The organism is Pseudomonas chlororaphis subsp. chlororaphis, from assembly GCF_003945765.1.
In the GTDB taxonomy this organism is placed as follows: Bacteria; Pseudomonadota; Gammaproteobacteria; order Pseudomonadales; family Pseudomonadaceae; genus Aquipseudomonas; species Aquipseudomonas chlororaphis.
In genome coordinates this window covers 4,427,086-4,449,344 of sequence record NZ_CP027712.1, presented here as the reverse complement: position 1 = coordinate 4,449,344, position 22,259 = coordinate 4,427,086, and the positions used below count along the sequence as shown (strand labels likewise).

The window sequence follows — 22,259 nt, the reverse complement described above, 5'->3', positions numbered from 1 at the left end:
TTCGCGCCTATGAAGTTTTCAGGAAGATTCACCAGCGGCTTGTTGCTGCTGTTCACAAGCTGTGCGGCACTGGCGCAAAGCGAATTGGACGTCAGGGTCAAACCCTCCAACGATGAACTCAAGGCCAATGTGGAAGGCTACATCGGCGGGGTGGGCGATCGCGACGAGGAAGCCCTGCTGCGTTTCAGCCGTGGCGCCGAGGAGCAGGCCCGCAAGGCCGCCCAGGCCCTGGGCTACTACCAGCCGCAGATCAGCAGCGAAGTCAAAGGCGGCGAAAAGCCGCGTTTGGTGCTGAATATCGATCCTGGCGAGCCGGTGCACCTGCGCAACGTCACCATCCGGGTCGACGGCCCGGCGGCCTCCCTCAAGGGCTTTCGTGTGCCCAGGAGCGACCAGCTGAAAAGCGGCGCGGTCCTCAATCACGGTCATTACGAAGACGCCAAGCGGCTGATCCAGAACCAGGCGTCGCGCTACGGCTTTTTCAGCGGGCGCTTCACCCGGCAGAAGCTGGCGGTGGACCCCCAGGCCGGGGTGGCGAATATCGAGCTGGTCTACGAAAGCGGCCCGCGTTACGCCCTGGGCAAGGTCAGTTTTGCCGGCGATACGCCGTTCGACGAAGACCTGCTGCAACGCATGGTGCCGTTCAAGGCCGGTACTCCCTACGATTCCGAGCTGATCGCCGAGCTTAACCAGGCGCTGCAATCGAGCGGTTATTTCGAGGGCGTGCGGGTCGACGCGGCGCCGACCGCGGCCGCCGCCGAGGTGATTCCGGTGGCGGTCCAACTGGAAACCCGCAAGCCGCGCACCATGGGCCTGGGCCTGGGCTTTTCCACCGACGTCGGGCCGCGGGCCAAGGCCAACTGGACCCGGCACTGGGTCAACGCCCAAGGCCACAGCTACGGCTGGGAGGCGGAAGTCTCCGCGCCGCGACAGAACGTTGGCCTGTTCTACGACATACCGCTGGACCCGCCGCTGACCGACAAGCTGCGTTTTGCCGGCGGCTACCAGAACGAAGAAATCGCCAATACCGACACCCTGAGTAAACTGCTCACCCTCGGTCCCGAGTGGCACAGCAAGTTGCCCAGCGGCTGGCAGCGAGTCATCTCGTTGAAGTGGCAACGCGAGGAATACCGCCTTGGCGACGACTCGGGCTTGAGTACCCTGTTGATGCCCGGCATCAGCTATTCCTACTTGCGTAGCGATAACCGCATCGACCCGCACAACGGTTATCGCCTGCAATTCGACAGCAAGGTGGCCAAGGAAGGGCTGGGCTCGGACACCAACCTGTTATATGGCACCGTGCTGCTCAAGGGCCTGACCACGGTGTGGGACAACCATCGCTTCCTCGGCCGGGTGCAGTTCGGTGGCAGCGCCACCAACGGTTACAAGAAGATCCCGCCGTCGCTGCGCTTTTTCGCCGGTGGCGATCAGAGCGTGCGCGGTTACGACTACCAGAGCCTGTCGCCGGAGAACTCCGACGGCGACCGGATCGGCGGGCGCTACATGGTGGCCGGCAGCGTCGAGTATCAGTACTCCATCGCGGAAAAATGGCGCCTGGCGACCTTTGTCGACCAGGGCAACTCCTTCGACAAACTTGAACTGCCGAACCTCAAGACCGGGGTCGGTGTCGGCGTGCGCTGGGTGTCCCCGGTGGGGCCGATCCGCCTCGACCTGGCCCATGCGCTGGACGATGACGGCGGCATTCGCTTGCACTTTTCCATGGGGCCTGAGCTGTGAAGCGTGGTTTGAAGATCGCGGCGCTGGCGCTGCTTGTGCTGGTGGCGGTGCTGGTACTGGCGCTGGCTTCTATACTCGGCACCCAGGCCGGCAGTCGCTGGGCCCTGGGCCTGGTGCCGGGCTTGAGCGTGGAAAACTTCGCCGGCCGCTTGGGCGGACAGTGGAGCGCCGATCACCTGTTGTGGCAGCAGGACAGCAGCCGGGTCGAACTCCAGGCGCCGAAATTCGCCTGGTCGCCGGCGTGCCTGATGCGCATGACCCTGTGCATCGAGCAACTGGACGTGGAGCAGGTCAGCCTGCAATTCCCGCCAGGCGCGGAAGAACAAAGCAGCGGCCCGATCAGCCTGCCGGATCTGCGGTTGCCTGTGGCTATCGAGCTGGGGCAGGTTCGGGTCGGCAGCCTGCAGTTCAATGGCAGCGAGGAACTCAAGGGCCTGCAGCTGGCGGCGCAGTGGACGGCCAAGGGCCTGCAGATCGACTCGGTGAGCCTGCAACGCGACGACCTCAGCCTGAATCTTTCGGGGTTGCTGTCGCCCAGCGGCGACTGGCCACTGAGTGCCACCGGTACCCTCACCCTGCCGGCGCCGGGCAGTGAACCCTGGGCGTTGGCGCTGAAGGTCGATGGCGACCTGCTGAAGACCCTCAAGCTTGCGGCCGACAGCAGCGGTTACCTGCAAGGCCAATTGAGCGGTGAGCTGCAACCGTTGGTGGAGAACCTGCCGGCCCAGGTGCGGATCACTGCCGATGGCTTCAAGGCCAGCGCCGAGCTGCCCGATACCCTGATGCTCAACCAGCTGGAACTGACCGGCAAAGGCGACCTCAAGGCGGGTTACCAACTGCTGGGCAAGGCCACTCTGCCGGCCGAGCAGGGGCCGGTGGCCCTGGCGCTGCAAGGCAAGGTCGACGCCAAGGGCGCGCAGATCGCCGCGCTGGACCTGAGCGCCAACGACAAGCAGAACCTCAAGCTGACAGGCCAGTTGGACTGGAGCCAGGGCCTGAACGCCGAAGCCAGGCTCGACTGGCTGGATTTCCCCTGGCATCGCCTGTACCCGCTGATCGAAGAGCCCGCGGTGGCGGTGCGCCGCTTCACTGCCGAGGTCGCCTACCGCGATGGCAACTACCTGGGCAACTTCAAGGGTGACCTCGATGGCCCGGCGGGGGCGTTCAGCCTCAGCAGCCCGTTCAGCGGCGACCTGACGAAAATCTTCCTGCCCCAGTTCAAGCTGGCCGCTGGCCAGGGCAAGGCCGAAGGCCACCTGAACCTGCAATTCGCCGACGGCATCGCCTGGGATACCGCCCTGGACCTGTCGGCGATCAACCCGGCGTACTGGGTCGCCGAGCTGCCGGGCACTTTGGCCGGGCCGCTGCGCAGCCAGGGCGAAATGAAGAACGAGCAACTCAAGCTCAACGCCGACCTCGACCTCAAGGGCAAGCTGCGCGGCCAGCCCGCGGTGCTGCAGGCCAAGGCCGATGGCGCTGGCGAGCAGTGGAACCTGAGCACCCTGGACATCCGCCTGGGCGACAACCGCATCAACGGTTCCGGCCGCCTGCAACAGCGTTTGGCCGGGCAACTCGATATCAAGCTGTCGCGTCTCGGCCAGCTGTGGCCCGAGCTGCGTGGCCAGCTCAACGGCCGCCTCGATGTGGCGGGCACCCTGAAGACGCCGCAGGGCAAGCTCGACCTGCAAGGCCAGCAACTGGTGTTCGCCGACAATCGCCTGCAGAGCCTCAAGCTCGATGCCAACCTGGACAGCGCACAACGGGCGCAAATCGACCTCAAGGGGGCCGGCATCCAGGTCGGTGAAACCGCGCTGGGCACGCTGACGGCCAGCGGCCAGGGCGATATCAAGAGCCAGAAGCTGCAACTGGACCTGCAAGGTCCGCAGCTCAAGCTGGCACTGGGCCTGGACGGCAAGCTGGACCAGGGCAACTGGCGCGGGCGCCTGGCCAGCGGCGATATCCAGACCGGTGGCCAGGACTGGAGGCTGCAAGCCCCGGCCAAGCTCGAATACCTGGCCGACGGCAAGCTCAACTTCGGGGCCCATTGCTGGGCCAGCGGCGATGCCAGCCTGTGTGGCGAGGATCAGCGGCTGATGCCCGAGCCCAAGTTGCGCTACCACCTCAAGCAGTTCCCGATCGACAGCCTCGCGCAGTGGTTGCCCAAGGACTTCGCCTGGAAGGGCCGGCTCAATGCCGATATCAAGCTGGACGTACCGGCCGGTGGCCCGCAGGGGCGGATCCTGCTGGACGCCAGCGGCGGCACCTTGCGGGTCAAGGAAAAACAGCAGTGGCTGGACTTCCCATACCAGACGCTGAAACTCGACACCACCCTCAACCCCAAGCGTATCGACACCCAGCTGGCGTTCAGTGGCGGCAAGCTCGGTGAGCTGATGCTGCAGGCGCAGATCAATCCGCTGCCGAAAAACAAGCCGCTGTCCGGCGAGTTCCGCCTCAGCGGCCTGGACCTGGCGGTGGCGCGGCCGTTCGTGCCAATGGTCGAAAAGCTCACCGGCACCCTCGATGGCAGCGGGCGCATCTCCGGCGGTCTGCTGGCGCCGCAGGTCAATGGCAACCTGGCCCTTAGTGGTGGCGAAGTTTCTGGCCCTGAATTGCCCATCAGCCTCCAGGACCTGCAATTGCAGGCGCTGATCGCCGGTGAAAGCGTGCAGTTGAGCGGTGGCTGGAAGAGTGGCAAGGCCGGGCAGGGTAGCCTGAACGGCAATATCGCCTGGGGCCAGGCGCTGGTGGTGGACCTGAGCCTGAAAGGCTCGCAGCTGCCGGTCACCGTCGAACCCTATGCGGTGCTGGACGTGGCGCCGGACCTGAAGATCTCGATGAAGGACGACAAGCTGGCGATCGCCGGCAAGGTCCATGTGCCCAAGGGTGAAATCACCATCCGTGAATTGCCGCCATCGACGGTCAAGGTGTCGGACGACACGGTGATCATCGGCCACCAGACCGAGGAGGGCAAAGCGCCGATGGCCATGGCGATGGACATCGATGTGGTGGTCGGCGAGGACAAGCTCAGCTTCACCGGCTTCGGCCTGACCGCCAACCTGCAAGGCCACGTGCACATCGGCGACAACATGGACACCCGTGGCGAACTGTGGCTCAACGACGGCCGCTACCGCGCCTACGGCCAGCGCCTGACCGTACGCCGGGCGCGCCTGCTGTTCGCCGGGCCGATCGACCAGCCGTACCTGGACATCGAGGCGATCCGCCAGACCGATGACGTGATCGCCGGCATCCGCCTCAGTGGCAGCGCCGAACAGCCGACCACGCAGATCTTCTCGGAGCCGGCCATGAGCCAGGAGCAGGCGCTGTCCTATCTGGTGCTCGGGCGTCCCTTGAGCACCACCGGCGAGGACAACAACATGCTGGCGCAAGCTGCCCTGGGCCTGGGCCTGATGGGCAGCTCGAACATCACCGGCGGGCTGGCCAAGGACCTGGGGATCGACGACTTCCAGCTCGACACCCAGGGCAGCGGCAACACCACCAGCGTGGTGGCCAGCGGCAATATCTCCGAGCGGCTCAGCCTGCGTTACGGGGTGGGGGTCTTCGAGCCGGCCAACACCATCGCCCTGCGCTACAAGCTGAGCAAAAAGGTCTACCTGGAAGCGGCCAGCGGCGTCGCCAGCTCGCTGGATATCTTCTACAAACGCGACTTCTAGCTCGTCGGCAATCCAGTCCCCTTTGGCGAGGGGGCTGGTGTTCACCACGCCGCCCCTCCAGCCGGTATTTCTCCCGCCGATTTTCGACTTCAAGGCTTTCCCATTAATTAGCTTAATAGTAAGCATGCTAATTATTGTTTGGATATTGGCTGCCTAGGCAGTAACATCTCGACATACTTTCGCTGCCTAGGCAGCTAACAGGTGGTCAGATGAAACACTTCACCCCAGACGGTTTCCAAAATTGCCACCTCGGGCTCTTGCTGGGCCGCGCGGCCCTGCTCAAGGACCGGATCATCGACACCCATATGGAACCCCACGGCATCACCGCCGCGCAGTTCAAGGTGCTGATCATCATGGCCCAGTTCGGCGTCGACACCCCGGCCGAGCTGTGCCGCCACCTGTCCCTCGACAGCGGTTCCATGACCCGCATGCTCGATCGCCTGGAGCAGAAGGACTTCCTCGCCCGCCAACGCTCGGAGCACGACCGCCGTCAGGTGCGCCTGGTGCTCACCGACGAGGGCCAGAAGCTCGCCGACCGTCTGCCGCACATCGGTGCCGACGCCATGAATGAATTGGCCGGCGCCATTACCCCCGAAGAGTTGAAAACCCTGGAACAGCTCCTCAAGAAAATTTTGCTGGCGGCCGGTGACCCGATCACTGTGTTGCGGGTAGGTGATAAGTAAATGAGCAGTAAAACCTTGCGTGCCCGTTTGAGCCTGGTGCTGCTGGCCATGAGCCTGGCGGGATGTGCCAACTACAGCGGCCTGACAACCGAAGGGGTGAGCCTCGATGCCAAATCCCTCAAGGCCGGACAATCCCTGAATGGCGTGACCTTGTCGCCGGCGGCCTGGCCGAAGAGTGACTGGTGGAAGAGCCTGGGCGATCCACAGCTCGATGGCCTGATCCGCGAAGCCCTGCACGACAGTCCCGACATGCAGATCGCCAGCGCCCGGGCCCACCAGGCCAGCGCGGCGGCCTATGCCGCGGACGCGGCACGCATGCCGACCCTGGACGCCAGCGGCAGTGTCAGCCGCTCGCGGCTGTCCCGTTCGCAGGACCCGAGCGGGCAGGGCGACAACTACAGCACGATGCGCAGCCTGACAGGCAACTTCAGTTACACCTTCGACCTCTGGGGCGGCCAGCGCGATACCTGGGAAGCCGCCCTGGGCCAGGCCCGCGCCGCCGAGATCGATCGCCAGGCCGCGCAACTGACCCTCGCCGCCGACGTGGCCCGGGCCTACAGCGACCTGGGCCAGGCGCATATCGTCCATGACCTGGCCACTGAAGACCTCAAGCGCACCCGGCAGATGCTCGACCTGAGCCAGAAACGCCTGAGCTCGGGCATTGACAGTCAGTATCAGTACCAGCAGACCGAAAGCCTGGAGGCCAGCTCCGAAGCCAGCCTGATCGATGCCGAGAAAAACCTGCAGAGCGCCAAGATCGCCCTCGCGGTATTGCTCGGCAAAGGCCCGGACCGGGGCAACGAAATCGCCCGGCCGAAAGTCCTGCAGGCCAGCGCGGTGGCACTGCCGTCGGTGCTGCCGGCGGAACTGCTGGGCCGCCGTCCGGATCTGGTGGCCGCGCGCTGGCGGGTCGAGGCGGCGAGCAAGAGCATCGACGCCGGCAAGACCAACTTCTATCCCAACCTCAACCTGAGCGCCGCTGCCGGCACTCAAGCGTTGCTGGGGGACGCGATGTTCGGATCGGCCAGCCGCTTCTTCAACATCGCCCCGACCGTGTCGCTGCCGATCTTCGACGGTGGCCGCCTGCGCGCCGACCTGGATGCCCGGGACGCCGACTACGATCTGGCCGTGGCGCAGTACAACAAGAGCCTGGTGAATGCCCTGGGGGATGTTAGCGACACCATTTCCCAGCTGCGTGACATCGGTCGGCAGATCGCCGCCCAGCAACACGCCACCGACATCGCCCAGGACTCCTACGACACCGTGGTCCAGCGCTACGGCTCGGGGATCGGCAATTACCTGGACGTGCTCAGCATCGAGCAGCAGTTGCTGCAGGCCCAGCGTCAGCTGGCGACCCTGAATGCCCAGCAGATCGACCTGTCGATCCAACTGATGCAGGCCCTGGGCGGTGGTTTCCAGACTGACAATCTGGCCGCGGCCACCCCGACCCCAGCCTCGCGCACTCAATAATTCAAGGTACTCATCATGGCCACTGCCGCAACCAACAACGCTCCCGAAAACACCCCAGACACTGCCAACCCACGCAAGCGCAAGGTCATGCTGCTGGGCCTGGTGGCGCTGATCGTCCTGGGCGGGTTGGGGGTCTTTGCCTGGTACGAACTCTACGGACGCTGGAACGAAGGCACCGACGACGCCTATGTGAACGGCAACGTGGTGGAAATCACCCCGCTGGTCACCGGTACGGTGGTCAGCATCGGCGCCGACGATGGCGACCTGGTCCACGAAGGCCAGGTGCTGATCAACTTCGACCCCAACGATGCCGAGGTCGGCCTGCAAAGCGCCGAGGCCAACCTGGCCCGTACCGTGCGCCAGGTGCGCGGGCTGTACAGCAATGTCGACGGCATGCGCGCCCAGGTGGCGGCGCAGAAGGCCGAAGTGCAAAAGGCCCAGGACAACTTCAGCCGCCGCCGGACCCTCGCCAGCAGCGGGGCGATTTCCCAGGAAGAACTGTCCCATGCCCGTGACGACCTGACCTCGGCGCAGAACGCCCTGGCCAATGCCCAGCAGCAGCTCAACACCACCAACGCTCTGGTGGACGACACCGTGGTATCGAACCATCCGGACGTGCAGGCGGCCGCCGCGCAACTGCGCCAGGCCTACCTGACCAACGCCCGCAGCACCCTGATCGCCCCGGTGACCGGTTATGTCGCCAAGCGCACCGTGCAACTGGGCCAGCGGGTACAGCCGGGTACCGCATTGATGGCGGTGATCCCGCTCGACCAGCTGTGGATCGACGCCAACTTCAAGGAAACCCAGCTGCGTGACATGCGCATCGGCCAGCCGGTGGACATCGAAGCCGATATCTACGGCAGCGACGTCAAGTACAGCGGCACCATCGACAGCCTGGGCGCCGGTACTGGCAGTGCCTTCGCCCTGTTGCCGGCGCAAAACGCCACCGGCAACTGGATCAAGATCGTGCAGCGGGTACCGGTGCGCATCCATGTGAATGCCGAAGAACTGGCCAGGCACCCGCTGCGGGTCGGCCTGTCGACGGTGGTCAACGTCGACCTGCATGACCAGAGCGGTCCCGTGCTGGCCCAGCAGCCGCCACAAAAGGCATCGTTCAGCACCAACGTCTACGACCGCCAGCTGGGCGAGGCCGATGCCCTGATCGCCCGCCTGATCCACGACAACAGCGCCGCCATCGGCAAGACCGCGCAGCGCTGATTCGCCGATCCCTCTGCTGCGGCCGTTAGCGGCCGCGGCACCTGCCTCGCTTCATAGGATTCGCGATGAGCAATAACGCCTCTTTCACGCCGCCCAGCCTGTTGCTCAGCACCATCGGCCTGTCGCTGGCGACCTTCATGCAGGTGCTCGACACCACCATCGCCAACGTGGCCCTGCCGACCATATCGGGTAACCTCGGGGTGAGTTCGGAGCAGGGCACCTGGGTGATCACCTCGTTTGCCGTGAGCAACGCCATCGCCTTGCCGCTGACCGGCTGGCTGAGCCGGCGCTTCGGCGAGGTGAAGCTGTTTATCTGGGCCACCCTGCTGTTCGTGCTGGCCTCCTTCCTCTGCGGGATTTCCACCTCCATGCCCGAGCTGGTGGGCTTTCGTGTGCTGCAAGGGGTGGTGGCCGGGCCGTTGTACCCGATGACCCAGACCCTGCTGATTGCAGTCTACCCACCGGCGAAAAGGGGCATGGCCTTGGCGCTGCTGGCGATGGTCACGGTGGTGGCGCCGATTGCCGGGCCGATTCTCGGCGGCTGGATCACCGACAGTTACAGCTGGCCGTGGATCTTCTTCATCAACGTGCCGATCGGCCTGTTCGCCGCCTGGGTGGTCAGGCAGCAGCTGAAGGCGCGGCCGGTGGTGACCAGTCGCCAGCCGATGGACTACATCGGCCTGCTGAGCCTGATCGTCGGCGTCGGGGCCTTGCAGATCGTGCTCGACAAGGGCAACGACCTGGACTGGTTCGAATCCAACTTCATTATCATCGGTACGCTGATTTCGCTGATTGCCCTGGCGGTGTTCGTGATCTGGGAAATGACCGACCGCCATCCGGTGGTCAACCTGCGGTTGTTCGCCCACCGCAACTTCCGCATCGGCACCATCGTGCTGGTGGGCGGTTATGCCGGTTTCTTCGGCATCAACCTGATCCTGCCGCAATGGGTGCAGACCCAGATGGGCTATACCGCGACCTGGGCCGGCCTGTCGGTGGCGCCGATGGGCATCCTGCCGGTGCTGATGTCGCCTTTCGTCGGCAAGTACGCGCACAAGTTCGACCTGCGCTTGCTGGCCGGTCTGGCGTTCCTGGCGATCGGCCTGAGCTGCTTTATGCGCGCCGGGTTCACCAACGAGGTGGACTTCCAGCACATCGCCCTGGTGCAGCTGTTCATGGGTATCGGCGTGGCGCTGTTCTTCATGCCGACCCTGAGCATCCTGATGTCGGACCTGCCGCCGCACCAGATTGCCGATGGCGCCGGCCTGGCCACCTTCCTGAGGACCCTGGGTGGCAGTTTCGCCGCCTCGCTGACCACCTGGATCTGGATCCGCCGGGCGAACGAGCATCATGCCTACATGGGCGAACACATCAGCACCTTCGAGCCGGCCACCCGCGATGCCCTGAACTCCTTGGGCGGTGCCAGCAACCAGGCCTACGCGCAGCTGGACCAGGTGCTGACCGGGCAGGCATACATGATGTCCACCGTGGACTACTTCACGCTGCTGGGCTGGAGCTTCATGGCGCTGATCCTGTTGGTATGGCTGGCCAAGCCGCCGTTCACCGCCAAGGCCGGGCCGGCGTCGGCGGGGCATTGATGGTGCGGTAGGGCAGAGGAATTATCGCGAGCAAGATCGCTCCTACAGGGGAGGTACTTTTTTGTAGGAGCGAGCTTGTTTGCGATAGAGCGCGCAGCGTTCGCCTGGAAGGCCTCGCAAGGCCCTTCGGGCCTTATCGCAGCCTGCGGCAGCGGCTACAGGCGGGGCAATGCCTGCTGCGACGGCACGAAGTCGAAAGCCGCCAGCTGGAAGCCCTGTTCATCCACCTGCAAGGCCCAGCCCTGACGGTCCCAGTCCCCCAGCACGATGCGCTTGGCGGCCTGGTCGCCGATCTGCAACTTGTGGATGGCCGGGCGGTGGGTGTGGCCGTGGACCAGGGTCCGCACCTTGAACGCCTGCATGATCCGCGGCACTTCGTCCGGGGTCACGTCGACGATGTCGTTGGCCTTCATGCGGGTTTGCGCGCGGCTTTCATTGCGCAGCTTGCGCGCCAGCTTGTGCCGGGTGCGCAGCGGCAGGTGCCTGAGGATCCACAACGAAACCGGGTTGCGCAGGTAGCGGCGCATGCGCATGTAGGCTTCGTCGCGGGTGCACAGGCTGTCGCCGTGCATCAGCAGCACCGGCTCGCCGTAGAAGTCGACCACGCTCGGGTCCTTGAGCAGGGTCGCGCCCGCGGCTTTGCAGAAGGCCTTGCCGAGCATGAAGTCGCGATTGCCATGCATCAGGAAAACCTGCGTGCCGCTGTCGCTGAGCTCGCGCAGTGCCTGGCAAATGGAAAGCTGGTAGGGGGTCATGGCGTCGTCGCCGATCCAGACCTCGAAGAAATCTCCCAGGATATACAGCGCTTGCGCCGAGCGGGCACGTCCGCCCAGTAAATCCAGAAACGCCCGGGTAATGTCCGGGCGCGCATCGATCAGATGCAAATCTGAAATCAGCAGTATCACTCAACGATCTCGGCTTTCTCGATGATCACGTCTTCTGCCGGTACGTCCTGGTGGCCGGCCTTCATGGTGGTGGCCACGCCTTTGATCTTGTCGACCACTTCGGTGCCGGCAACCACTTTGCCGAATACCGCGTAGCCCCAGCCCTGCACGGTCTTGCCGCTGTGGTTGAGGAAGCTGTTGTCAGCAACGTTGATGAAGAACTGCGCGGAAGCCGAATGCGGCTCCATGGTGCGGGCCATGGCGACGGTGTACTTGTCGTTGGAAAGACCGTTGTCGGCTTCGTTCTGGATGCTTGGACGCTTGTCTTTCTTTTCTTTCATACCTGGCTCGAAACCGCCGCCCTGGATCATGAAGTTACCGATGACGCGGTGGAATACGGTGTTTTCGTAATGACCGGCTTTAACGTATTCGACGAAGTTGGCCACGGTGACCGGGGCTTTCTCGGCGTTCAGTTCCAGCACGATGTCGCCGTGGTTGGTGGTCAGTTTGACTTGGGTCATGATCGGTACTCTTTATAAGGAGGAGCGTTTTCAAGGAATTCCCGGGTTCCGGGAGGCAGGCCTGGGGCCCGCGGGCCGGAACCGCGCTGGCAAAAATCCGCCAAGGTGCGCAGTTTAGCGTGACGGGCGTGAAATTCGAGGCTGTTTTTTCATTTGCGACGGATTAATCACGGCAGATTTAAAGCCCGCTCTGTCAGGGGCTTGACCGCATCGGCTATGATATCCGTTTTGATTTATCAGGCCGCACCGGCCGCGCACTTGTACGTTCAAGGATCCTATGAGCAAGCCCACTGTCGACCCTACCTCGAATTCCAAGACCGGACCGGCCGTTCCGGTCAACTTCCTGCGCCCGATCATCCAGGCGGACCTGGACTCGGGTAAGCACACACAGATCGTGACCCGCTTCCCGCCGGAACCCAACGGCTACCTGCACATCGGTCACGCCAAGTCGATCTGCGTGAACTTCGGGCTGGCCCAGGAATTCGGCGGCGTCACCCACCTGCGTTTCGACGACACCAACCCGGCCAAGGAAGACCAGGAATACATCGACGCCATCGAAAGCGACGTCAAGTGGCTGGGCTTCGAGTGGTCCGGTGAAGTGCGCTACGCCTCGCAATACTTCGACCAGCTGCACGACTGGGCGGTGGAGCTGATCAAGGCGGGCAAGGCCTATGTCGACGACCTGACCCCCGAGCAGGCCAAGGAATACCGTGGCAGCCTGACCGAGCCGGGCAAGAACAGCCCGTTCCGCGATCGCAGCGTCGAAGAGAACCTGGACCTGTTTGCCCGCATGCGCGCTGGTGAGTTCCCGGACGGTGCACGCGTGCTGCGGGCCAAGATCGACATGGCCTCGCCGAACATGAACCTGCGCGACCCGATCATGTATCGCATCCGCCATGCGCATCACCACCAGACCGGCGACAAGTGGTGCATCTACCCGAACTACGACTTCACCCACGGCCAGTCGGACGCCATCGAAGGCATCACCCATTCGATCTGCACCCTGGAGTTCGAAAGCCATCGCCCGTTGTACGAATGGTTCCTGGAAAACCTGCCGGTGCCGGCGCAGCCGCGCCAGTACGAGTTCAGCCGCCTGAACTTGAACTACACCATCACCAGCAAGCGCAAGCTCAAGCAACTGGTGGACGAGAAGCACGTCAACGGTTGGGACGACCCGCGCATGTCGACCCTGTCGGGCTTCCGCCGTCGTGGCTACACGCCGAAATCCATCCGCAATTTCTGCGAAATGGTTGGCACCAACCGTTCCGACGGCGTGGTGGACTTCGGCATGCTGGAATTCAGCATCCGTGACGACCTCGACCACAGCGCCCCGCGCGCCATGTGCGTGCTGCGTCCGCTGAAGGTGGTGATCACCAACTATCCGCAAGGCCAGGTCGAGAACCTCGAATTGCCGCGTCACCCGAAAGAAGACATGGGGGTGCGGGTGCTGCCGTTCGCCCGTGAAATCTACATCGATCGCGACGACTTCATGGAAGAGCCGCCAAAGGGCTACAAGCGCCTGGAACCGGCCGGCGAAGTGCGCCTGCGCGGCAGCTACGTGATCCGCGCCGACGAGGCGATCAAGGACGCCGATGGCAACATCGTCGAGCTGCGTTGCTCGTACGACCCGGACACCCTGGGCAAGAACCCGGAAGGGCGCAAGGTCAAGGGCGTGATCCACTGGGTGCCGGCCGCCGCCAGCGTCGAGTGCGAAGTACGCCTGTACGATCGCCTGTTCCGTTCGCCGAACCCGGAGAAGGCCGAAGACAGCGCAAGTTTCCTGGACAACATCAACCCTGACTCCCTGCAGGTCCTCACTGGTTGTCGTGCCGAACCCTCGCTGGGCAACGCACAGCCGGAAGACCGTTTCCAGTTCGAGCGCGAAGGTTACTTCTGCGCGGATATCAAGGACTCGAAACCGGGCGCACCGGTATTCAACCGTACCGTGACCCTGCGCGACTCCTGGGGTCAGTGATCAGTTAAGGAACTCCTTGTGCTAACGATCTACAACACGCTCACCAAGAGCAAAGAAGTCTTCAAACCGCTCGATGGCAACAAGGTGCGCATGTACGTGTGCGGCATGACCGTGTACGACTATTGCCACCTGGGCCACGGCCGCAGCATGGTCGCCTTTGACCTGGTGACCCGCTGGCTGCGCTTCAGCGGCTACGACCTGACCTATGTGCGCAACATCACCGACATCGACGACAAGATCATCAATCGGGCCAACGAGAACGGCGAATCGTTCGAGGCGTTGACCGAGCGCATGATCGCGGCGATGCACGAAGACGAAGCGCGCCTGAACATCAAGAAGCCGGACATGGAACCGCGTGCCACCGACCATATCGCCGGCATGCACGCGATGATCCAGACCCTGATCGACAAGGGCTACGCCTACGCGCCGGGCAACGGCGACGTGTACTACCGGGTCGGCAAGTTCCTCGGTTACGGCAAGCTGTCGCGCAAGAAGATCGAAGACCTGCGCATCGGCGCGCGGATCGAAGTCGACGAGTCGAAACAGGACCCGCTGGACTTCGTGCTGTGGAAAGCCGCCAAGCCGGGCGAGCCGAGCTGGGAATCGCCATGGGGCGCCGGGCGTCCGGGCTGGCACATCGAATGCTCGGTGATGTCGACCTGCTGCCTGGGCGAGACCTTCGACATTCATGGCGGCGGCAGCGACCTCGAGTTCCCGCACCATGAAAACGAGATCGCCCAGAGCGAGGCGGCCACCGGCAAGACCTACGCCAATGCCTGGATGCATTGCGGCATGATCCGCATCAATGGCGAGAAGATGTCCAAGTCCTTGAACAACTTCTTCACCATCCGCGACGTGCTCGACAAATACCATCCGGAAGTGGTGCGTTACCTGCTGGTGTCGAGCCACTACCGCAGCGCGATCAACTACTCGGAAGACAACCTCAAGGACGCCAAGGGCGCCCTGGAGCGTTTCTACCACGCCCTCAAAGGCCTGCCGACTGTACCGGCCGCCGGTGGCGAAGCCTTCGTCGAGCGTTTCACCGAGGTGATGAACGACGACTTCGGCACGCCGGAAGCCTGTGCGGTGCTGTTCGAGATGGTGCGCGAGATCAACCGTCTGCGCGAGAGCGATCTCAATGCGGCGGCCGGTCTGGCGGCGCGCCTGCGGGAACTGGCGGACGTGCTGGGTGTGCTGCAGCTGGACGCCGACGACTTCCTGCAGGCCGGTGCCGAAGGCCGGGTCGACGCGGCGCAGGTCGAAGCGTTGATCCAGGCGCGCCTGGCGGCCCGGGCCAACAAGGACTGGGCCGAGTCCGACCGCATCCGCGACCAGATCACCGCCATGGGCGTGGTGCTGGAAGACGGCAAGGGCGGGACTACCTGGCGCCTGGCTGACTGATTGCTGTACTGGCGACAAACAGAAACCCGCCTTGCGCGGGTTTTTGTTTGCCTGCGATCTATCTGTGCGGGATCAAACCAGAATGGCCAGGGAGCTGTACTTGGCGACTAGCGGGTCGGCGGTCAGCAGCTTCATAGGTTCGCTGATCGCGGTGGCCACAATCAGCCGGTCAAAGGGATCGCGGTGGTGATGTTCAAGGTCTTTGACCGCAATGGCGTGTTCCGAGGTGATGGCCAGTTCGATGAAACCGCTCGCCAGGCAATATTCGCGAATCTCTTCCAGGTCCACATCAAGCTTGCCCAGGCCAACCTTGATGGCCATCTCCCAGAAAGAGGCGGCGCTGATATAGATTTCGGCAGCGCTTTCAATCAGCTTTCGGGCCTTGGCCGACAACTTCGGATCGTCGCTGAGGGTCCAGAGCAGAATGTGTGTGTCGAGCAGGACTCTCACTCCCGGGTACCTTCGAAGGCGTCGAGCATGTCGTCCGGCAGCGGGGCGTCAAAGTCGTCGGGCAGCACCAGTTTGCCTTTCATTGCACCAATGCGCTGCCCCGACGGTTTGCCGACGGGAACCAGGCGGGCGAGGGCACGGCCGTGTTTGGCGATGGTAATGACCTGTCCTGCCGCGGCATCGTCGACCAGTTTGGACAGGTTGTTTTTGGCTTCTGCCAGCGGGACAGTGATCATGAGGCTTCTCCAATATTCTGGACAAATATAGCCAGAATATTCGAGCCCGGCCAAGCCGAGGCAGACGGCAGGTCAGGTTTTATGTATCCAGCTGTCGCAAGCGCTTGTACAGGGTATTGCGACTCACCCCCAGGCGCCGGGCCAGCAGGGAGATGTTGCCGCCCACGGCCTTGAGCTGGCGGTGCAGGTCGGGGGTGTCTTGCAGGTCGATGTCGCCGGGCGGTTCGTGGCTGGTGGCTGGCTCCATGTCCAGGTCGACAAAAAAGTCGTCCGGCAGGTGCTCGGCGCGGATCGGCTGTTCTTCGGCCATGGCCAGCGCTACCTGCATCACGCTGCTGACCTGGCGCAGGTTGCCCGGCCAGGGATGGCGCTCGAACAGTTCCTGGACATCGCGGCTGAGCCCGGCCCATTGGCCGGACTCGCGGTGTTGCTCCCAGATGCGCTTGAACAGCGCCTGTTTGTCGCTGCGTTCGCGCAGGGGCGGCAACTCCAGGGTCAGGCCGCCGATGCGGTAATACAGGTCCTCGCGGAAACGCCCGAGTTGCACCTGTTCGCGCAGGGAGCGGTTGGTCGCCGAGATGATGCGGATGTCCACCGGGAACAGCTCGCTGCTGCCCACCGGTTGCACGCAACGCTCTTGCAGCACACGCAACAGGCGGGCCTGGGTCGGCAAGGGCATGTCGCCGATTTCGTCGAGGAACAGCGTGCCTTTGTCGGCCTTGCGGATCAGGCCGATGCTGCCTTTCTGGCTGGCGCCGGTGAAGGCGCCTTTCTCATAGCCGAACAACTCGGACTCCACCAGTTCGGCGGGGATCGCCGCGCAGTTGACGGCAATGAACGCCTGTTTGCTCCGCGAGCTGGCTTGGTGCAGGGCCTTGACGAAAACTTCCTTGCCGACGCCGGTTTCGCCGTGGATCAGCAGCGGAATGTCCTTTTCCAGCAGGCGTTCGGCCTGGCGCACGGCCTTCTCCACCCGGCTGTCGCCGAAGTGCAGGGTGTTCAGGCTGACAGCATCGGCGCTGGCGGGGGCTGGGCGGGCAGGCGCCTCAGCAAAGATCCGGGCCTGGATCGGCACCTGCCTTGGACGCTTGAGCAGGCAATGGAAGCGGTTGCGACCGGCGGCCTGCAGGGCGAAGGGCAGGCCTTCGGGCTGGTTGAGCAACTCCAGCAGGGACACCTTGAACAGGCTTTCGATGCCGACCCGCGACAGGCTGATGCCCAGCAGGTTGTCGGCGCGGCGGTTGGCAGAAAGCACCTGGCCGCTGTCATCGAAGATCAGCAAACCGGCCCACTGGCTGTCGAGGTTGTTCAGGCCGGTGTTGAAGGTCAGCTGGAAATGCCGGCCTTCAAACAGGTTGAGGATCAGCCGGTTCTCCACGGTCTGGCTCATCATCTTGACCATGCCCAGGGTGTGGGAGGGCGGCAGGTAGCTGTCGCTGGAAACGTCCAGCACCGCGATCACCCGGCGCTCGGCATCGAAGATCGGCGCGGCCGAGCCGGTCATGAAGCGGTTGGCCTTGAGAAAGTGTTCATCGTGCTCGATATGCACCGCCTGTTCGCAAGCCAGGGCGGTGCCGATGGCGTTGGTCCCGCTGCAGTGTTCCAGCCAGCTGGCGCCGGCGCTGAAACCACGGGCCAGGCTCGGCTGGATAAAACGCTGGGTGCCCCAGGACGTCAGCACCTGGCCCTGGTTGTCGGCGAGCATGATCAGGCAATTGGAGTTGCTGAGGATGTTCTCGTAGTAGGGCAGGACTTCCTGGTGGGTGGTCTGCACCAGGGCATGCTGGCTCTCCAGCAACTGGGCGATGCGCTCGGCGGGCAGTTGGTCGAAGGCGGGCGCGCTCTGGTGGCTGAGGCCAAAGGCCCGGCAGCGACTCCAGGAGTCCTTGATGATGGTCTCGTGAGACAGCGGTGAGGCAGGTGCGCTCATGGCGGTAGGTCTCTGAAAACGCTTTTATTGTTGTTATTGGCCTAGGCCCGGAACTGTGGCGTTTACGGGCAAAAGCGTCCATCCAGTGTTGTTCACTCTTGTTCATTGTCAACCGCCAGACTGTTCAGTTGTTCAGTGCGGGTTGTTCATTTCTGTTCAGCTGTGAACCTTCCAATAGCCTGTCTTTTAATAAATATCAGACTTATCAGTGGCTTGGTTTGCTGCCGCGGTTCTGGCACGAAAGTCGCTCTGCTGCTCCGGTCGCTTGATTCCAATAATAAAAAAGGCCGAGCCATGTCATTAACGCTGGAGCACGTCAGCCGTGTCGTCGAGGGCCAGACCTGGATCGATGACATCTCGCTGCGCTTTGAACCCGGTTCCTTCAATGTCCTGCTGGGGCGCACGCTGTCCGGCAAGACCAGCCTGATGCGCCTGATCGCCGGGCTCGACAAGCCCGCCAGTGGGCGCATCCTGATGAACGGCGTAGACGTCACCGGGCACCCGGTGCGCCTGCGCAACGTGTCGATGGTCTATCAGCAGTTCATCAACTACCCGACCATGACCGTGTTCGAGAACATCGCCTCGCCGCTGCGCCAGGCCGGTGTTTCGGCGCAACTGATCGAGAGCAAGGTGCTGGAGACGGCGAAGATGCTGCGGATCGAGAAGTTCCTGCAGCGCCATCCGCTGGAGCTGTCCGGCGGCCAGCAGCAGCGCACGGCGATGGCCCGGGCGCTGGTCAAGGATGCCGAGCTGATCCTGTTCGACGAGCCGCTGGTCAACCTCGACTACAAGCTGCGCGAAGAGTTGCGCCAGGAGATGCGCGAGCTGTTCCAGGCCCGCCACACCATCGCCATCTACGCCACCACCGAGCCCAACGAGGCGCTGGCCCTGGGCGGCACCACCACCATCCTTCACGAGGGGCGCCTGGTGCAGAGCGGCAAGACCGCCGAGGTCTATCACCAGCCCCAGACGGTGCTGGCCGCCGAACTGTTCTCCGAGCCGCCGATCAACCTGATGCCGGGGCGCATCGCCGGCAATGAAGTGAGCTTCGCCAATTTCGTGCACTTTCCGCTGAACGTCGATCTGCGCCCGGTCGGCGAGGGCGAGTTTCGCTTCGGTGTGCGGCCCAGCCATATCTCCCTGGTACCGAGCAACGACGACGACCTGGAGCTGGCGGTGACCGTCGAGGTGGCGGAAATCAGCGGCTCGGAAACCTTCCTGCATGTGCGCAACGAACAATTCCTGTTGGTGCTGCACCTGCCCGGCGTGCACGAATACGACGTCGACGCGCCGATCCGTATCTATATCCCCACCCACAAACTGTTTGTCTTCGATGCCCAGGGCCGTCTGGTCCAGGCGCCGGGGCGGCGCGTCGCGAGGGTTGCCTGATGGCCGAAATCCGTTTGCACAACCTCGCCCACAGTTACACCAGTACCCCGGCCGGTCCCGAGGACTATGCGATCCGCGAGATGAACCACGTCTGGGAACAGGGCGGCGCCTATGCCTTGCTCGGGCCGTCCGGCTGCGGCAAGTCGACCTTGCTCAACATCATTTCCGGGCTGCTCAGCCCTTCCCAGGGGCAGGTGCTGTTCGATACCCGGGTGGTCAACGAGCTGACTCCCGAGAAGCGCAACATCGCCCAGGTTTTCCAGTTCCCGGTGGTCTACGACACCATGACGGTGTTCGACAACCTGGCCTTCCCGCTGCGCAACCAGGGCCTGGCCGAGGCCAGGGTGCACAGCAAGGTGCAGGAGATCGCCGAGGTCCTCGACTTGCAGGCGCTGCTGAACAAGAAGGCGCGCAACCTCAGCGCCGACGAAAAGCAGAAGGTTTCCATGGGCCGCGGCCTGGTGCGCGACGACGTATCGGCGATCCTGTTCGACGAGCCGCTGACGGTGATTGACCCGCACTTGAAGTGGAAGCTGCGGCGCAAGCTCAAGCAGATCCACGAGCAGTTCAACATCACCATGGTCTACGTCACCCACGACCAGCTCGAAGCCTCGACCTTCGCCGACAAGATCGCGGTGATGTACGGTGGGCAGATCGTCCAGTTCGGTACCCCGCGGGAGCTGTTCGAGCGGCCGAGCCACACCTTTGTCGGCTACTTCATCGGCAGCCCGGGGATGAACCTGATCGAGGTCCGGGCAGAGGCCGGCGGTGTCAGGTTCGCCGGCACCCATCTGGCCTTGCCCGAAGCCTTGCAGCAGCGGATCGCCGAGATCGATTACCAGAGCCTGAAAGTTGGCATCCGCCCGGAGTTCATCCATGTCTGGGACGAGCCTTATGAGGAGGCGCTGCAGGCCGACGTGGTCCACATCGAGGACCTGGGTACCTACAAGATCATGACCCTGAACCTCGACGGCGCGGTCTTGAAAGTGCGGCTGGCCGAAGACAAACCGGTGCCGCAGGGCAGGGCCTGCATCAGCTTCCCCGCGCAGTGGCTGATGGTCTACGCCGACGAATACCTGCTGGAGGCCCACGCCACGAACGAGGTTCAGCCATGAACAAAGTGCAGAACAACAAAGCCTGGTGGCTGGTATTGCCGGTGTTCCTGCTGGTGGCCTTCAGTGCGGTGATCCCGATGATGACCGTGGTCAACTATTCGGTGCAGGACATTTTCGACCAGTCCAGCCGCTATTTCGTCGGCGCCGACTGGTACCGCCAGGTGCTGCTCGACCCGCGCCTGCACGACTCGCTGCTGCGCCAGTTCATCTATTCGGCCTGCGTGCTGTTGATCGAAATTCCCTTGGGCATCGCCATCGCCCTGACCATGCCGAGCAAGGGGCGCTGGTCGTCGGTGGTGCTGATCATCCTCGCCATTCCGCTGCTGATCCCATGGAACGTGGTGGGCACCATCTGGCAGATCTTCGGCCGCGCCGACATCGGCCTGATGGGCTCGGCGCTGAATGCCCTGGGCATCGATTACAACTACGCGGCCAATACCATGGATGCCTGGGTCACGGTGCTGGTGATGGACGTGTGGCACTGGACCTCGCTGGTGGCGCTGCTCTGCTTTTCGGGACTGCGGGCGATCCCGGACGTGTATTACCAGGCGGCGCGCATCGACCGGGCGTCGAACTGGGCGGTGTTCCGCCATATCCAGTTGCCGAAGATGAAAAGCGTGCTGCTGATCGCGGTGATGCTGCGCTTCATGGACAGCTTCATGATCTACACCGAGCCGTTCGTGCTCACCGGCGGCGGGCCGGGCAACGCCACGACCTTCCTTAGCCAGACCCTGACCCAGATGGCGATCGGGCAGTTCGACCTGGGCCCGGCCGCAGCGTTCTCCCTGGTGTACTTCCTGATCATCCTGCTGGTGTCCTGGCTGTTCTACACCGCCATGACCCACTCCGACGCCAATCGCTGAGGACGGCCGCCATGACCAAGCGCAAGCTGATACCGCTGCTGATCTACATCCTGTTCCTGCTGGTGCCGATCTACTGGTTGCTGAACATGTCGTTCAAGAGCAACAACGAGATTCTCGGCAGCCTGACCCTGTGGCCCCAGGACTTCACCTGGCACAACTACAAGGTGATCTTCACCGACCCCAGCTGGTACACCGGCTACCTCAACTCGCTGTATTACGTCAGCCTGAACACGGTGATTTCCCTGAGCGTGGCGCTGCCGGCGGCCTACGCCTTTTCGCGCTACCGCTTCCTCGGCGACAAGCACCTGTTCTTCTGGCTGCTGACCAACCGCATGGCGCCGCCGGCGGTATTCCTGCTGCCGTTCTTCCAGCTGTATTCGTCCATCGGCCTGTTCGATACGCACATTGCCGTGGCCCTGGCCCACTGCCTGTTCAACGTGCCGCTGGCGGTATGGATTCTCGAAGGCTTCATGTCCGGGGTGCCGAAGGAAATCGACGAGACCGCCTACATCGACGGCTACAGCTTTCCCAAGTTCTTCGTGAAGATCTTCGTCCCGCTGATTGGTTCGGGGATCGGCGTGACGGCGTTCTTCTGCTTCATGTTTTCCTGGGTCGAGCTGCTGCTGGCGCGGACTTTGACCTCGGTGAACGCCAAGCCGATCGCCGCGGTGATGACCCGCACCGTGTCCGCCTCCGGTATCGACTGGGGCGTGCTGGCGGCCGCCGGGGTGCTGACCATTCTGCCGGGCATGCTGGTGATCTGGTTTGTTCGCAACCATGTGGCCAAGGGCTTTGCCCTGGGCCGGGTATGAGGAACCGTTGATGGAATGGATGAACTGGACCGCCCCGACGGCGGCATTCTTCGGTGTCATTGCCTTGATCCTGCTGGGCATGACCACTTGGGAGCTGCGTTCGCCGAGCATCCCTCGGCGCGGCTTCCTGCCGATTGCCACCACCCGTGGCGATCGTCTGTTTATCGGTCTTCTCGGCAGCGCCTACCTGCATCTGCTGGTAATCGGCGCCACCGACTGGAGCATCTGGGTGGCGTTCGTGCTGTCCCTGGTGTGGCTGTTGGCTGTGATGCGTTGGGGCTAGCCGGGCGCGTGCGCGGCGGTCCTGCT

At 63.4% G+C, this 22,259-nt stretch carries 18 protein-coding genes; 13 read left to right on the top strand and 5 right to left on the bottom strand.

The genetic code is table 11. From position 1 onward, the window contains the following. The first annotated feature begins 9 nt into the window (after positions 1 to 9). The 6 genes from C4K27_RS20015 (at position 10) to C4K27_RS19990 (ending at position 10,374) form a co-directional block, all read left to right on the top strand. On the top strand, positions 10 to 1,737 hold the full coding sequence (locus tag C4K27_RS20015; protein ID WP_053261860.1) for an autotransporter assembly complex protein TamA: 1,728 nt from the start codon (positions 10 to 12) through the stop codon (positions 1,735 to 1,737). Further along, on the top strand, positions 1,734 to 5,408 hold the full coding sequence (locus C4K27_RS20010) for a translocation/assembly module TamB domain-containing protein (RefSeq protein WP_053261859.1): 3,675 nt from the start codon (positions 1,734 to 1,736) through the stop codon (positions 5,406 to 5,408). Before C4K27_RS20015 ends, C4K27_RS20010 begins: the two co-directional genes overlap by 4 nt. A gap of 209 nt (positions 5,409 to 5,617) precedes the next feature. Beyond that, complete coding sequence (locus C4K27_RS20005) at positions 5,618 to 6,091, top strand: MarR family winged helix-turn-helix transcriptional regulator (RefSeq protein WP_053261858.1); 474 nt, start codon at positions 5,618 to 5,620, stop codon at positions 6,089 to 6,091. Continuing rightward, positions 6,092 to 7,561: an efflux transporter outer membrane subunit gene (locus tag C4K27_RS20000; RefSeq protein ID WP_053261857.1), complete on the top strand. Its 1,470-nt coding sequence runs from the start codon at positions 6,092 to 6,094 to the stop codon at positions 7,559 to 7,561. It abuts the gene before it with no gap. Positions 7,562 to 7,576: 15 nt separating this feature from the next. Then, positions 7,577 to 8,779: an HlyD family secretion protein gene (locus C4K27_RS19995; RefSeq protein ID WP_053261856.1), complete on the top strand. Its 1,203-nt coding sequence runs from the start codon at positions 7,577 to 7,579 to the stop codon at positions 8,777 to 8,779. 65 nt (positions 8,780 to 8,844) lie between these two features. Next, complete coding sequence (locus C4K27_RS19990; protein WP_053261855.1) at positions 8,845 to 10,374, top strand: DHA2 family efflux MFS transporter permease subunit; 1,530 nt, start codon at positions 8,845 to 8,847, stop codon at positions 10,372 to 10,374. Between the two features lie 155 nt (positions 10,375 to 10,529). On the opposite strand, the gene lpxH is transcribed toward C4K27_RS19990, so the two are convergent. Together lpxH and C4K27_RS19980 are read right to left on the bottom strand one after the other, a co-directional pair. Beyond that, complete coding sequence (gene lpxH / locus C4K27_RS19985; RefSeq protein WP_053261854.1) at positions 10,530 to 11,279, bottom strand: UDP-2,3-diacylglucosamine diphosphatase; 750 nt, start codon at positions 11,277 to 11,279, stop codon at positions 10,530 to 10,532. Next, the gene (locus C4K27_RS19980) at positions 11,276 to 11,779 is read right to left on the bottom strand and encodes a peptidylprolyl isomerase (RefSeq protein ID WP_007929634.1); all 504 of its coding nucleotides are present in this window, start codon (positions 11,777 to 11,779) and stop codon (positions 11,276 to 11,278) included. The genes lpxH and C4K27_RS19980 overlap by 4 nt, the downstream gene beginning before the upstream one ends. Positions 11,780 to 12,056: 277 nt before the next feature. Here C4K27_RS19980 and C4K27_RS19975 point away from each other — a divergent pair, with 277 nt between their 5' ends. Together C4K27_RS19975 and cysS are read left to right on the top strand one after the other, a co-directional pair. Beyond that, the gene (locus C4K27_RS19975) at positions 12,057 to 13,754 is read left to right on the top strand and encodes a glutamine--tRNA ligase/YqeY domain fusion protein (RefSeq protein ID WP_053261853.1); all 1,698 of its coding nucleotides are present in this window, start codon (positions 12,057 to 12,059) and stop codon (positions 13,752 to 13,754) included. Between the two features lie 18 nt (positions 13,755 to 13,772). Further along, on the top strand, positions 13,773 to 15,155 hold the full coding sequence (cysS, locus tag C4K27_RS19970) for a cysteine--tRNA ligase (RefSeq protein WP_053261852.1): 1,383 nt from the start codon (positions 13,773 to 13,775) through the stop codon (positions 15,153 to 15,155). 72 nt (positions 15,156 to 15,227) lie between these two features. Here cysS and C4K27_RS19965 read toward each other — a convergent pair whose 3' ends face one another. The 3 genes from C4K27_RS19965 to C4K27_RS19955 are packed head-to-tail and all read right to left on the bottom strand — an operon-like array spanning position 15,228 to position 17,771. Next, entirely contained in the window at positions 15,228 to 15,605 is a 378-nt protein-coding gene (locus C4K27_RS19965) for a type II toxin-antitoxin system VapC family toxin (protein WP_007929631.1), read from the bottom strand. After that, positions 15,602 to 15,895 carry a type II toxin-antitoxin system Phd/YefM family antitoxin gene (locus tag C4K27_RS19960; protein WP_223816003.1) on the bottom strand — a complete coding sequence of 98 codons (294 nt, stop codon included), beginning with the start codon at positions 15,893 to 15,895 and terminating at the stop codon, positions 15,602 to 15,604. Before C4K27_RS19960 ends, C4K27_RS19965 begins: the two co-directional genes overlap by 4 nt. A gap of 25 nt (positions 15,896 to 15,920) precedes the next feature. Then, complete coding sequence (locus C4K27_RS19955; RefSeq protein WP_053261850.1) at positions 15,921 to 17,771, bottom strand: sigma-54-dependent Fis family transcriptional regulator; 1,851 nt, start codon at positions 17,769 to 17,771, stop codon at positions 15,921 to 15,923. A gap of 294 nt (positions 17,772 to 18,065) precedes the next feature. On the opposite strand from C4K27_RS19955, the gene C4K27_RS19950 reads away from it, so the two are divergent. Genes C4K27_RS19950 through C4K27_RS19930 form a run of 5 tightly spaced genes read left to right on the top strand, consistent with a single transcriptional unit; the run spans position 18,066 to position 22,233 of the window. Beyond that, on the top strand, positions 18,066 to 19,160 hold the full coding sequence (locus C4K27_RS19950) for an ABC transporter ATP-binding protein (protein ID WP_053261849.1): 1,095 nt from the start codon (positions 18,066 to 18,068) through the stop codon (positions 19,158 to 19,160). Next, entirely contained in the window at positions 19,160 to 20,275 is a 1,116-nt protein-coding gene (locus C4K27_RS19945) for an ABC transporter ATP-binding protein (RefSeq protein WP_053261848.1), read from the top strand. The genes C4K27_RS19950 and C4K27_RS19945 overlap by 1 nt, the downstream gene beginning before the upstream one ends. Next, a complete protein-coding gene (locus tag C4K27_RS19940) occupies positions 20,272 to 21,138 on the top strand; it encodes a carbohydrate ABC transporter permease (protein ID WP_007929620.1) in 867 nt (288 codons plus the stop codon). Before C4K27_RS19945 ends, C4K27_RS19940 begins: the two co-directional genes overlap by 4 nt. An 11-nt stretch (positions 21,139 to 21,149) precedes the next feature. Continuing rightward, complete coding sequence (locus C4K27_RS19935; protein WP_007929618.1) at positions 21,150 to 21,950, top strand: carbohydrate ABC transporter permease; 801 nt, start codon at positions 21,150 to 21,152, stop codon at positions 21,948 to 21,950. A 10-nt stretch (positions 21,951 to 21,960) separates the two neighbouring features. Then, on the top strand, positions 21,961 to 22,233 hold the full coding sequence (locus C4K27_RS19930; protein ID WP_009044596.1) for a DUF2160 domain-containing protein: 273 nt from the start codon (positions 21,961 to 21,963) through the stop codon (positions 22,231 to 22,233). The last annotated feature ends 26 nt before the right edge of the window (positions 22,234 to 22,259 follow it).